This is a genomic window from Enterobacter cloacae complex sp. IR5422 (assembly GCF_049238165.1).
GTDB lineage: Bacteria > Pseudomonadota > Gammaproteobacteria > Enterobacterales > Enterobacteriaceae > Enterobacter > Enterobacter roggenkampii.
The window spans coordinates 1-12,692 of sequence record NZ_JBMKHT010000072.1 but is presented as its reverse complement, the minus strand read 5'-3'; the positions used below and the strand labels follow the sequence as shown (position 1 = coordinate 12,692).

General features: G+C 51.6%; 15 protein-coding genes and 1 pseudogene. 13 read left to right on the top strand and 3 right to left on the bottom strand.

The window, feature by feature from the left end:
* Nucleotides 1-762: aldo/keto reductase (locus ACOTXT_RS21405; RefSeq protein WP_421625440.1), on the top strand; the 762-nt coding region annotated here is incomplete at its 5' end.
* Nucleotides 763-830: 68 nt separating this feature from the next.
* Here the strand turns inward: ACOTXT_RS21405 and ACOTXT_RS21400 are convergent.
* Together ACOTXT_RS21400 and ACOTXT_RS21395 are read right to left on the bottom strand one after the other, a co-directional pair.
* Nucleotides 831-992, bottom strand: a pseudogene (locus tag ACOTXT_RS21400) (aldo/keto reductase); the annotation flags it as partial.
* A gap of 148 nt (nucleotides 993-1,140) precedes the next feature.
* Entirely contained in the window at nucleotides 1,141-2,127 is a 987-nt protein-coding gene (locus tag ACOTXT_RS21395; protein WP_047748912.1) for an aldo/keto reductase, read from the bottom strand.
* Between the two features lie 212 nt (nucleotides 2,128-2,339).
* On the opposite strand from ACOTXT_RS21395, the gene ACOTXT_RS21390 reads away from it, so the two are divergent.
* Entirely contained in the window at nucleotides 2,340-3,248 is a 909-nt protein-coding gene (locus tag ACOTXT_RS21390; protein WP_333164202.1) for a LysR family transcriptional regulator, read from the top strand.
* 27 nt (nucleotides 3,249-3,275) lie between these two features.
* Here ACOTXT_RS21390 and ACOTXT_RS21385 read toward each other — a convergent pair whose 3' ends face one another.
* The gene (locus tag ACOTXT_RS21385; RefSeq protein WP_032663514.1) at nucleotides 3,276-4,175 is read right to left on the bottom strand and encodes a LysR family transcriptional regulator; all 900 of its coding nucleotides are present in this window, start codon (nucleotides 4,173-4,175) and stop codon (nucleotides 3,276-3,278) included.
* Nucleotides 4,176-4,314: 139 nt separating this feature from the next.
* Between ACOTXT_RS21385 and ACOTXT_RS21380 the strand changes: the two genes are divergently transcribed.
* The 11 genes from ACOTXT_RS21380 to ACOTXT_RS21330 form a co-directional block, all read left to right on the top strand.
* Nucleotides 4,315-4,620, top strand: a complete 306-nt coding sequence (locus tag ACOTXT_RS21380; protein ID WP_333164297.1) for a superoxide dismutase — start codon at nucleotides 4,315-4,317, stop codon at nucleotides 4,618-4,620.
* Nucleotides 4,621-4,631: 11 nt separating this feature from the next.
* Complete coding sequence (locus ACOTXT_RS21375; RefSeq protein ID WP_126307122.1) at nucleotides 4,632-5,321, top strand: type 1 glutamine amidotransferase domain-containing protein; 690 nt, start codon at nucleotides 4,632-4,634, stop codon at nucleotides 5,319-5,321.
* 84 nt (nucleotides 5,322-5,405) lie between these two features.
* Nucleotides 5,406-6,353: an aldo/keto reductase gene (locus tag ACOTXT_RS21370; RefSeq protein WP_032663511.1), complete on the top strand. Its 948-nt coding sequence runs from the start codon at nucleotides 5,406-5,408 to the stop codon at nucleotides 6,351-6,353.
* Between the two features lie 102 nt (nucleotides 6,354-6,455).
* Nucleotides 6,456-7,490 carry an amidohydrolase family protein gene (locus tag ACOTXT_RS21365; protein WP_032663510.1) on the top strand — a complete coding sequence of 345 codons (1,035 nt, stop codon included), beginning with the start codon at nucleotides 6,456-6,458 and terminating at the stop codon, nucleotides 7,488-7,490.
* Nucleotides 7,491-7,640: 150 nt separating this feature from the next.
* The gene (locus ACOTXT_RS21360; RefSeq protein WP_055322363.1) at nucleotides 7,641-8,213 is read left to right on the top strand and encodes an NAD(P)H-dependent oxidoreductase; all 573 of its coding nucleotides are present in this window, start codon (nucleotides 7,641-7,643) and stop codon (nucleotides 8,211-8,213) included.
* Between the two features lie 2 nt (nucleotides 8,214-8,215).
* Nucleotides 8,216-9,235 carry an aldo/keto reductase gene (locus tag ACOTXT_RS21355; protein WP_100122992.1) on the top strand — a complete coding sequence of 340 codons (1,020 nt, stop codon included), beginning with the start codon at nucleotides 8,216-8,218 and terminating at the stop codon, nucleotides 9,233-9,235.
* A gap of 38 nt (nucleotides 9,236-9,273) precedes the next feature.
* The gene (locus ACOTXT_RS21350; RefSeq protein WP_333164195.1) at nucleotides 9,274-9,651 is read left to right on the top strand and encodes a DUF1330 domain-containing protein; all 378 of its coding nucleotides are present in this window, start codon (nucleotides 9,274-9,276) and stop codon (nucleotides 9,649-9,651) included.
* Nucleotides 9,652-9,687: 36 nt separating this feature from the next.
* A complete protein-coding gene (locus ACOTXT_RS21345; protein ID WP_100245886.1) occupies nucleotides 9,688-10,293 on the top strand; it encodes an NAD(P)H-dependent oxidoreductase in 606 nt (201 codons plus the stop codon).
* 40 nt (nucleotides 10,294-10,333) lie between these two features.
* Nucleotides 10,334-11,029 (top strand): putative quinol monooxygenase, encoded by a 696-nt coding sequence (locus ACOTXT_RS21340; RefSeq protein ID WP_050488755.1) that lies wholly within the window; start codon nucleotides 10,334-10,336, stop codon nucleotides 11,027-11,029.
* A 15-nt stretch (nucleotides 11,030-11,044) separates the two neighbouring features.
* Entirely contained in the window at nucleotides 11,045-11,848 is an 804-nt protein-coding gene (locus ACOTXT_RS21335) for a carboxymuconolactone decarboxylase family protein (RefSeq protein ID WP_333164192.1), read from the top strand.
* Between the two features lie 441 nt (nucleotides 11,849-12,289).
* The coding region (locus ACOTXT_RS21330; protein ID WP_421625324.1) for an aldo/keto reductase at nucleotides 12,290-12,692 on the top strand (403 nt) is incomplete at its 3' end.

The following is a 12,692-nucleotide window of genomic DNA, read 5'->3' as shown; positions in this document are numbered from 1 at the left end:
TGGCGCAACTCACCCAATACCGGGTTTCTTTCCCGCAAGGCCATTTTTCAGTCTATTGACGATAGCCTGATGCGCTTAGGTATGGATTATGTGGATCTCTTTCAGATTCACCGCTTTGACCACTCTACGCCTGTTGAAGAGACCATGGAGGCTCTGCATGACCTCGTTAAATCAGGAAAAGTACGTTACATCGGCGCATCATCTATGGAAGCCTGGCGCTTTGCAAAAATGCAGCATACTGCAGAGCGTAACGGCTGGACCCGATTTATTACGATGCAACCGCAATACAACCTGCTTTACCGGGAAGAAGAGCGCGAGATGTTGCCCCTGTGTGAAGACCAGGGCGTTGGAGTGATCCCCTGGAGTCCGATGGCGCGCGGCAGGCTTACGCGCGACTGGAGTGTCACGTCCCGACGAACGCAAAACGATGCCTTTGCATTAAAAATGTACGAGAACGCAGCCCTTCTGGATAAGCCCGTTATTGATATTGTTGCCAGCATTGCTGAAAAGCACCATGTGCCAAGAGCCCATGTTGCACTTGCCTGGTTGCTATCAAAAACGGTCATCACAGCCCCGATCATTGGCGCGACCAAACCAGAACATCTTTCCACGGCTATCAGCGCACTGGACTTTACACTTAGCGATGCTGAAATCACGGAACTCGAGGCACTCTATCTGCCGCACCCCGTCGACGGGATCATTCCCCCGCTTCCTGATACGCCCCCTTCACTCACGCCGCCTTCAGCAATACAGAACCGTTAACACCCTTCCCTGGCCCGGCGTTGCCGGGTCTCCCTGGCCACTGATGTGAAAAAGGTGGCCATTACCGTTTAACTTTTATCAAACTGACTTTCGGTAAACGGATCGGCGCGACCGCCCTGCAATGGGATTTTGGCCAGCGCCGCATCGATTTCGCGTAGCTCGCTGTCCGTCAACCGGACTTGCGGTGCACCGCTGTTTTCTATTAGGTGCGGATATTGCGTCGTACCCGGGGTTGCGGCCAACGCCAGACCGGCTCCGGCGATCAGAAAATTGCGACGATCCCGGGAAGCGGGTACGGAAGCAGAATGCTGGTCATGCATCATCTTGCTCATAAACTGGAACTCCCTATAGCGAAGAAAGGATTCATTAATTTGGTCATTACCAGGCATAAGCCTGTGGCGCTTCTCCCCCGGGTCCGGGCCAGAGTTCGTCGAGACAGCTCATGGTGTCGTCTGATAGCGTGATTGTCGTTGCGTGCAGCGCCTGCTGGAGTTGTTCGACCGTACGAGGCCCGATAAGTGGAGCAGTAACGACAGGATTCTGCAGGAGCCAGGCAAGCGCCACATCGGAAGGGGTTTCGCCGAGGTCCTCACATAATCCTTCGTAGGCTTCCAGCTGTGGACGATACTGTTCGATTAGACGGGAAAACGCGGGCCTTGCACGGCGCCCGCTTTCCATCTTTTTCAGTACGCCGCCAAGCAACCCTCCGGCAAGTGGACTCCAGGGAATCAGTCCCAGGCCAAAATGACGGCATGCGGGAATGACCTCCAGCTCAACAGTCCGGGCAGTCAGATTGTAGAGACTTTGCTCAGCAACCAGGCCCAGAGAATGACGAGCCGTGGCAACTGACTGCGCAGTCGCAATGTCCCAGCCCGCGAAATTGCTGCTACCGATATAAAGCGCTTTTCCCTGCTGAACAAGGAGTTCCATGGCCTGCCAGACCTCTTCCCATGGCGTATAGCGATCGATGTGATGCATCAGATAGACGTCAATATGGTCCGTCTTAAGCCGTCGCAAACTGTCCTCGCAGGCCTTGCGAATATGATAAGCAGAAAGACGGCGATCGTTCGGACCTGGCCCCATAGGCTGATAGACTTTCGTCGCCAAAACAATACGGTCACGGCGGCCACCCTGCTGGAGCCAGCGACCAATAATTTCCTCGGACAGCCCCGAACCTTGCTGGATATCGGGTGATTGCTCAGTGCCATACACGTCTGCTGTATCAATGAAATTTATACCCGCCTCAAGCGCTTCATCCAGAATGCGGGCGCTGGTTTTCTCGTCGGTGACGTCACCAAAATTCATGGTTCCGAGACAAAGGCGGCTGACTTTCAGGCCGGTGCGGCCAAGATGCGTATAGTTCATACACGGCTCCGTTAGGTGAATGTTCCGCCCTGACCGACGGCCAGAGCGCATAATTTTCAAGAATAACGAAGCACAACGTGTTCAGTGAGAGGCGATGAGCGGATGGACTTGTGAAATAAATTCAGCAACGGATTAGCGCTAATCGGTCTATGGTGTATATCATTTCCGTATCAACACATTCGGGCCTTAACGCACAAGGAAAACGATTCTGTATGCAAATAAGCAGAGCTGATGTCGCCGATCTCATTTATTTCATGGCTATTGCACGTCATCGCAGTTTCAGCCGTGCGGCGATTGAATTAGGTGTCAGTGCATCAGCGCTTAGTCATGCCCTGAAGGGACTGGAAACCCGGCTCGGGGTTCGCCTCCTTAATCGCACGACCAAGAGCGTTACACCTACGGCTGCAGGTGAAGAACTGGTTCAGTCTGTCCTTCTGCCTTTCGACAAGATAGAAGGCGCGCTTGAATCGCTTAACCGGTATCGTAATACCCCTACCGGACGTATCCGCATCAATGCTGCCGTTGAAGCGGCCAATCTTTTGCTTGCGCCAGTTATGCCCGCGTTTATGGATCGCTATCCCGATATTGAAATCGATATTGTGGCCAGCAACCGTATGGTTGACGTCACTGATGCGGGCTTCGATGCCGGTATCCGCTATGGTGGCACCGTCCCGGAAGACATGGTTGCCCGGCGTTTATCTGCCGATATTCGCTGGGTTATCGCCGCATCCCCAGACTACCTGGAACGTTACGGAACGCCTGAACATCCTGATGATTTATTACACCATCGCTGTATAAGCAATCGTCTCGGCGACGATCGGATTTATCGCTGGGAACTTGAGCGAGACGGCGAAACGTACCAAATCACTGTGCCAGGCTCTGTGACGGTCAATCAGGCTGAAACGGGCCTTGTGGCCGTCTTAGGCGGAGCCGGCCTGATGTATTTTCCGGAGCCTCTTGTTGCACCCTATGTGAAGGATGGACGGCTCCGCCTGGTGCTTACGGAGTGGTCCCCGCTGGAGGAAGGTTTTCATATCTATTATTCAAGCCGCCGGCAACTACCGACCGGGCTTCGCCTTCTGATTGAGTTCATACAGGAGCCCCGGCCGCTGGGGTTGTGAAATAGCGCCTCCATACTGAACGAGGCGTTATCGTCCCGTAGCGGATATCAGAAAATCAATCAGGGCCTTCACTCTTTTCGTTTTACCCGCGTTTTTGGGGTAATAGAGATACACTGGCGGGTAGGTTTTCCAGTAGCTCTCCATCACGGGTATAAAGCGCTCCCTGTCCGGCTGTAACTGCAAGATGGGTTCAAACAAACGTCCGATTCCCAGGCCGTTACGGATCCCGTCTGCCATAACGTCAATATCGTTGCTGATTAACTGCCCGGGCATCTCAACCGTCAACTGCTCTCCGCGATCGTTCAGAATCAACGGAAGGATGCGGTTGTTAGTAATAAAACGGTAGCCAATCAGCTTGTGTTGACTGAGGTCAGCCGGCACCTCGGGCATTCCATGCTCGCTGATATAAGCTGATGATGCATATAACCCTTCACGAAAGGGTTTCATTAACGGCCGCGCCACCACCCCACCTTCGAGGATATCGCCAAAACGGATCCCAAGATCAAAACGCTCTTCGATAACATTCACGGTACCGTCGTAAACCGAAATTTCAAGCTGTATACCCGGATATTGCTGACAGAATTTCGCCATTGCAGGCTTAAGAATTAACAGATAGGCAAAACGCGAGAGCGTGATTCGCACGATACCAGAGGGCTCCTGATTCTGGTCGCGAATGCTTTCAAGCGAATTTTCCAGCGACTCCACCGCCGCAGCGGTCTGTTCCAGCAACAGCTGCCCGGTTTCCGTCAGCTCAATACGGCGGGTCGTACGCACAAAAAGCGGATGGCCAATATGATCTTCCAGCAGCTTAAGCGCATTGCTGACGGAGGGAGGCGTAATTTCCAGTTTTCTTGCGGCTGCCGAAATATTGCCCTCACGTGCAATGCTCTGAAAGATCCGTATCTGGTTATACAGGGCGTTATTCATAATGTTTTCCTAAAGCAATCTCCGCCTGATTATTAAGTACAGTCTAAAGATGCTTAAGTCAATGCTCCTCTAATCTTCGTGAAATTCGCCTCTTATACTTTTATCTCTTTCTACAACGACCTGAGTTCAGGAGACTATGATGCGAATTTTATGTCTGGATATCCCCGCACCTGGAGCATCGCTGGAAAAATATGCTCCACACCTTAACGCTGAAGCGCTGCACGCCTGGGGATTGTATAAATCCGGCTTCATCCGCGACATTTACTTCCGTCAGGACAGACCTGGCGTCGCTATTTTTCTTGAATGTGACTCTGTCGATGAAGCGATGAACGTAATGGCCGAATTCCCGCTGGCAAAAACTGGCTTATTAAGCTTTGAGTGCATTCCGCTTGGCTCCTTTATTAACTGGGAAAATCTCTTTGCCGCTGAATACAAAAATAAATAGTGAGGCCCGATATGAAACCTGCAGATAAACCCGTGCTGTGTGTCGTTTCCAGCCATCCGATTAAAGGCGCATCCGGTGTTCCAACCGGTTTTTTCCTGGCCGAGCTGACCCATCCGCTGAAAGTACTGGAAGATGCCGGACTAAAAACGATGATAGCCAGCATTCGCGGGGGACAGCCGCCGGTGGATGGATTTGACCTCAGTGATCCTGTCAACGCCTGGTACTGGAACGAAACCAATTTTCAGCAGCGCCTGGCCACAACGCCTGCGTTATCCGAGCTGAACGGTACCGATTACAGCGCCGTTTTCTTTGCGGGCGGGCATGGAACCATGTGGGATTTCCGCGACAGCCATGATGCCCAGCGTATTATCCGCGAAGTGTATGAAAGTGATGGGATTGTCTCAGCCGTCTGCCACGGGCCTGCGGCACTGGTTGACGCAAAGCTCAGCAGCGGCGAATACCTGGTGAAAGGCAAAAACGTGGCGGCCTTTACCAACAAGGAAGAGGAAGAAGTTCACACCACAGATGTGGTTCCCTACCTGCTTGAGACTGCACTCCGCGAGCATGGCGCGCTTCATCATGAAGCCCCGAACTGGTCTGAAAACGTGGTTACCGACGGACGCCTTATCACGGGGCAGAATCCCGCTTCAGCGCACGGTGTCGGTGTGGCGCTGTTAAATGCCCTCCGCCAGCCAACTTAATTCATTCATCTGTCTTTCATCGTTACTCACCCTCTTTGGCCGGTTTACGTCAGCAATGTTCCGGCCTTTTTACAGGAGCTGAATATGAAAACACTACCTTCCGTCGCGCTGGGCACATGGTCCTGGGGCACAGGTTTCGCCGGTGGCGACACCGTCTTCGGCAATCATCTTTCTGATACTCAGATGGCAGACGTGTTCACCACGGCCATGAGTAAGGGCCTCAATCTCTGGGATACCGCAGCAGTATATGGCATGGGGAGTTCCGAGGCAGCGCTGGGAGCATTAGTCCGTCAGTTCCCCCGCGAGGATATGATTTTATCCACCAAATTCACACCGCAGATTGCGAACGAACAGTCAGCGCAGCCTGTCAGCGATATGCTTGAGGCCAGCCTCGGACGTCTGGGCGTGGACGCGATTGATATCTACTGGATCCATAATCCCCTCGACGTTGAGAAATGGACGCCAGGACTGATCCCACTTTTACAAAGCGGTAAGGTCAAACGCGTAGGTGTTTCCAACCACAATCTGGCACAAATCAGACGCGCCAACGAAATCCTTAACGCTTCCGGTTATTCCCTCAGTGCAGTACAAAATCACTACAGCCTGCTCTATCGCGCTTCTGAAGAGGCCGGGATCCTTGATTATTGCCGAAAAAATAACATCACGTTCTTTGCTTACATGGTCCTGGAGCAAGGCGCGCTCAGTGGTCGTTATGATTCAAATCATCCCATGCCTGCCGGGAGTGGCCGGGCCGAAAGTTATAACTCTGTACTGCCGCAGATTGAAAGATTAACCGCCGCCATGAAAAAAATGGGAGCCGAAAGGAATGCCAGCGTTGCACAGATAGCCATCGCATGGGCTATTGCAAAAGGTACCCTTCCCCTCGTTGGTGCGACTAAAGCCCATCACGTGCTGGACGCCGCCTGCGCTTCAGACATCCAGTTACGCGATGAGGAAATCATCCTGCTGGAACAACTCGCCGCAGAGACCAGAGTGGATACACGAGGCGCCTGGGAAAAACCGATGGTGTAAAGCCCATCCGGAACAGACTGTCATGAATCACATTCACGTATGGACAGTTCAGGGCGATCCTAATCTGTATCACTTTTACTGCTTTGTATGAAGGGTGAGAATATGAAAATCATTTGCCTTGAAGAACATTATCTCGACAGCGAGTTAGGGCGAGCGTGTATGCCTGTTGCGCTTGAGCAGGCGCCTTTCCTTGGCGACTGGGGGAAAACCGTCGCTGATGGTCATAATCCTGACCGAAGCCGGCCGCAGATAGAAAAGAATGCGCTGATAAACGCGAAAGGCGCTGATTTGGGAAGCCGCCGCCTCAGGGATATGGATGAGGCTGGAATTACCCTGCAGATACTCTCTGTGGGCGGATTCCCCCAGCTGGCACCCGAGGATGAAGCGGTAACATTAAATACGGCGGCAAACGATCGCCTTGCCGGGGCGGTAAGAAATCACCCGGATCGCTTCGCGGCATTTGCCACACTTCCCTGGGCACAGCCGAAAGATGCTGAAAATGAGCTTGTCCGCGCAGTTGAAAAACTGGGGTTTAAGGGGGCACTTCTGAATGGCCGACCCTCTTCATGCTTTCTCGATCATCCTGACTATGACTCCCTGCTTTCCCGCTTTAATAAACTGAATGTGCCACTCTATCTTCATCCCGGATTACCGTTTAAAAGCGTGCAACAGGCCTACTTCACGGGCTTTAGCGCAGAGGTCAACTCCCGGCTCTCTATGTTTGGCTGGGGCTGGCATCACGAAGCCGGGATCCATTTGTTACGGCTTATGTTATCGGGCGCATTTGATAAATATCCCCACCTGCAGGTAATCAGTGGCCACTGGGGGGAGATGCTGCCCTTCTGGCTGCAGCGTCTTGATGACAGCCTTCCACTGGCTGCAACGGGTCTGTCACGCACGCTAACGAGAACCTTCCAGGAGCACGTTTACGTTACCCCGTCAGGTATGCTGACGCTGCCGCACTTCCAGTTTATCTACGCGTTAATGGGGGCAGAAAGGATCCTGTTCTCCGCTGATTATCCCTATCAGACCCTGGACGGTGTAAAAACATTTATCGACTGTCTGCCGGTCAATAAGGCTGAAAAAGAGGCCATCGCGTTTCGCAATGCAGAACGTTTACTGGGCATCACAGCGTAGTTCACGGGTTCATGATGACCGGTACAATGAGAACAGTCGACCATTATTAGTTTTTGCCTAAAAGTGAATGAGCCTTTACTGCGCTAAAAAAAAATAATGGTGTCACTCTATACTGGGTTAAAAATCCACCAGCCTCTTTAACTTATTGAAATGAAAAATATCCTTGTTATTTCAGGTCATCCTGAGCTGAACCATTCTGTCGCCAACGCCACTATCCTTGACGAAGTGGCGACCGCCTTTCCCGAGGCTGAAATTCGTCGTCTGGACTGGCTCTATCCGGACGGAAAATTCAATATCGCTGCGGAGCAGGAAAGCCTGCTCAGGGCCGATGTGATTGTCTGGCAGTTTCCTTTTTCATGGTATGGGCTGCCCGGGTTAATGAAACAATGGCTGGACGAGGTCTTTGTCCACGGCTTCGCGCATGGCTCAACGGCGAAACTGGGCGGTAAAAAGCTGATCCTCTCCTTCACTACAGGGGCGCCGCAGGTGCTCTATACCGCTGACGGTTTCTTTGGCCATGCCATAGAAGAGTATCTTATTCCATTCGAGACCACGGCAAGGCTGTGCAATCTTGAGCTGCTGGCGCCGGTTTATACCTGCGGTATCAGCTATGCCGACCGGGATGCCGACAAAATCGCGCAGCAAAAAACGCTTGCCCGGGAACACGCTTCAAGGCTTGTCGAGCTGCTCAATTCCGTCGTGAATAATCCAGAGGGAGAATAACGATGCAGTATACCCGGCTCGGTAAAAGTGACTTACTGGTCTCCCGCATCTGTATGGGATGTATGGGATTTGGCGACCCGTTAACGGGCCAGCATCGCTGGACGCTGGACGAAACAGCAAGCCGGGACATCATCCGCTACGGTCTCGAAAAGGGTATCAATTTTTACGATACCGCCATCGCCTATCAGAACGGCTCCAGCGAGCGATACGTTGGCCGGGCGCTGCGGGAGATGGCAAAACGCGAGGACGTGGTGCTGGCCACCAAGTTTCTGCCGCGAACCGCCGCGCAAATTGCCGCGGGGATCGGCGGAAAAGAGGCAATAGCCCGATCGCTCGATCAGAGCCTGCAGAATCTGGGGATGGACTACATCGACCTCTACATTTACCACATCTGGGATTACAACACGCCAGTTATCGAGGTGCTTGAAGCGCTTCATGCCGCCGTTACTGCGGGCAAAGTGCGCGCTATTGGTATATCCAATTGCTATGCCTGGCAGCTTGCGAAAGCGAACGCCCTTGCCGAACGCGAAGGGCTGACGGCCTTTGTTTCCGTGCAAAGCCACTACAACCTGATTATGCGTGAAGATGAACGAGAGCTCTTCGGTCTGTGCGCTGAAGATGATATCGCCATGACCCCCTATAGCGCGCTGGCCAGCGGTCGTCTCTCCCGGAAAGAAGGCCACACGCGGCGAGCCTCCGAGGATGCCTATGCCCGCGGAAAATATGACAGCACGGCTGAACAGGATCGGAGCATTATCGAGCGCGTCGCCGAGCTTGCTGAACGACATCAGGTGTCCATGACGGAAATCTCACTCGCCTGGCTGCTGACAAAAGTCACGTCACCTGTCGTAGGGACCACAAAAAAAGATCACGTCGATGGCGCGGTAAACGCCGTAAATCTTCAACTAAACCCGGAGGAAATCCGGTTTCTGGAAGAAACCTACCAGCCGCACGTTCTGACGGGGATCATGGCGCAAAACACGCCGCAAACGAAAGACGCCAGGCAGGTCTGGACGCGGTAGCCCTTATTCACTTTCATGAAAGCTTATGAGGAGGAAGGATGATTTTTAAAACAGTGGTAGCCACTCTTTTCACCCTCTCCGGGCTCGCGTCAGCCCTGGCAGCAACGCCTGCTTATTACATCGCAGAGTTTCAGGCGACCGATCTTGACGCTATCAAACCGTACAGCGCTCAGGTTGAATCCACCTTCAGACCTTTTGGTGGACGGTTCATCGTCAGAGGAGGTGAACCCGATGTTAAAGAAGGGTTTGGAGCACAGGGCAGACTGGTTGTAATCAAGTTTGAGAGTCTCAAAAAAGCCCAGGACTGGTATAGCTCGGCCGCGTACCAGAAGATCATTCCTATCCGACACCGTGCCGGCAATTCGCGAACCTATATCGTAGAAGGATTGCCAGAACTGGCTCCTGTTACACCATAACGTTTTACAATCCTGTTAAGACAAAGGAGGTTTATGATGGTGTTACTTCAGCGCAGAGCAGCAGCATTGTTTTTGTTTGCCTTTATCTTCCTCATGCCCATTAGTCATGCTCATAGCCGTGAAAAGACCGACATTAAAACGCTCGTTATCGTCTCTCACCCTTATCCGGAACGCTCAGTTCTGACAAAAGGGCTGCAGGAAGCCGCTGAGAGTCTGGAAGGCGTGACGGTTCGCAACCTTGAGACGCTGTATGGCTATGACACACGACGGATTAATGGCGACGCGGAGCGAAAAATGATGCGTGAACACAGTCGTGTCGTTTTTATCTTCCCGACACACTGGTTCAATATTACGCCGATGATGAAGGCCTGGTTGAATGAAACCTGGGGGAGTGTCGGACCCGGTTTGTGGCAGGGAAAGGAGATGCTTGTAGTCAGTACGGCTGCGGGGGGACGCTCTACTTACGGGCCGGACGGCAGGATCGGGGTATCGCTCGCGGATGTGTTTTTACCGATGAAGGCAAGCGCCCTGCACGCAGGTATGACGTGGCTTCCTCCCCTTGTCTTTGAGAGCGCCAGCAGCGATCGGTTACCTTCTTACCAACACCAACTTATAGAACGTCTTAAACAGCCATTTCAGTAAAAGGATCATCGTGAAAAAGACTCTTATGCTTTTAATTTGCATGCTGATAAGCAGCCCTGTCTTTGCAACAAAACTGGACGCGCCGGATAAGGTAGTGATGAATATCTTTGAGCTTGGCGTCAGGCACGATCGGGACAAAGATTTTGCAGACGTAGCCAGACAGACGATTTCCGCTTCGGTTGATCATGAAGCAGGTACGCTGGCGATGTACGCCCTGCACCGCAGCGACAATCCACATAAGGCATTCATGGTCGAACTCTATGAAAACGAGAGTGCTTACCGCAAACATCTAAATGCTGAACCATACAAGGCATTCGCTGCCCGGGCACCTGACATTATCGATTGGAAAAATAAAATCACTCTGGAGCCCCAATTTCTGGGGGACAAACACATCATACCGAATGAGCGAACCATTAATAATCTGGTGATCGTCGAGGTAAAGCCTGAATTTCAGACCGAATTTAAAAACATCGTCATGCCTGAAATGGCTGAGTCACTCAAAGTAGAGAAAGGCGTGTTAGCCATGTATTCCGCTACAGACTCACAGACTCCGAACCGCTGGTATTTCTATGAGATTTACGCCAGTGAGGAAGCGTATCAACTGCACCGACAAACGCCACACTTCCGTGACTATCTCAGGCAAACGGCGCATATGAGCACCAGTAAGGACGCTATCCCGGTAAAACCGGTATTTCTTCGTAACAAAGGCGGAATCAAACAGGATCCGCACCGTTGACCAGTGAGGATTGACATGAAAAGCGTAATTGCAGCGGCGGCCATGTCGCTTGTTATTTCTGATTTTGCTAATGCTGAGGAAACAAGAGGTAAAGCTATGATGAAAATTGAACCTTCAGCGATTTCTGAAGCTGATATTCGTTCTGTCTCACCGGCTCTTGCGCGCTTTGGTCGAGAAGCTATTGCTGAAGATCTGTGGACACGCGATGCCCTCTCGCCCAGGGATCGTAGTATGGTGACCGTCTCCATGCTAATTGCCAGAAACCAGCCTGGCGACCTTAAGCACTATATAGACATTGCCCTTGATAATGGCGTTACGCCAGCGGAATTGTCAGAAATCATTACCCATCTGGCGTTCTACTCAGGTTGGCCAAATGCCATGTCAGCCGTCAGCGTGACCAAAGCAGTATTTGAAACTCGTGGCGTCACGGCAGATGCACTTCCTGAAGCTTCTCCGGACCTGCTTCCTCTCAATCAGGAAGCAGAAAAGCAGCGTTCAGAGACAGTGGAGAAAAATGTTGGCCCAATATCTCCGGGCCTGGTTAAATTCACTGCAGATCCACTGTTCCTGGATCTCTGGCAAAGACCCGCGCTGAAACCCCGCGACAGAAGCCTGATTACGATCAGCGCGTTAATTGCATCCGGACAGAGCGCGCAGATTGGCTATCACCTCAATAGAGCAATGGATAATGGACTTTCTGTTGAGGAAGCTGGTGAGATCGTTACCCAGGCCGCCTTCTATGCTGGCTGGCCAAACGCATTTACCGCTGCTCCGGTTGTCGGAGAGGTGCTAAACAATCGATCATCGAGTAAAAGGTAATATTACTGAACACTAAAACCTGACGTACATAATAAAATTAGAACGAACAGTTCATGAACTAACAGACGTAACATCGAGTGATTTCTGGACAGCGTTTAACACAGTTATGAACCAAAACTGAGTTCATAACTGTGAGTTTGAATCGCCATTTGATTAATATCCATTTAAAACAGTTTGTTATACTGTTTCTGGTGCTGTCGTAAATTATGTATATTCCTCAAACCCAGAATAGTTAAATGACATCTGATAGCTAATCACGAGCCGATACATCAATCTGTTATTAATTCTGATCACCCTCTCGCTTCTCGTCTTTCACTGTCGATAACGACGATTTGTGAAAAAAACTCAAAACACCATTCGATGGCGCATGCTGGTTCCCTTTATGTCAGTGCAATACCCTGTCACATACAGAATTGCTGGCAATAAAAGAAGGAACACAGAATGAAGTATGTGAATCTGGGTCGTAGCGGTTTGCAAGTCTCCCGCCTTTGTCTCGGTTGTATGAGCTATGGTGAACCTGAACGTTTGCCTCAACCCTGGTCCCTGGATGAAAAGGCGTCACGTCCGCTCATTCGACAGGCGCTTGAAGCGGGCATTAATTTTTTTGATACCGCGAATATCTACTCGGGCGGAAGTTCTGAAGAGATCACTGGAAAAGCGCTGAGAGAAATGGCCAGACGCGATGAGATCGTTGTGGCGACAAAGACCTTCTTTCCGTGGCGCAACTCACCCAATACCGGGTTTCTTTCCCGCAAGGCCATTTTTCAGTCTATTGACGATAGCCTGATGCGCTTAGGTATGGATTATGTGGATCTCTTTCAGATTCACCGCTTTGACCACTCTA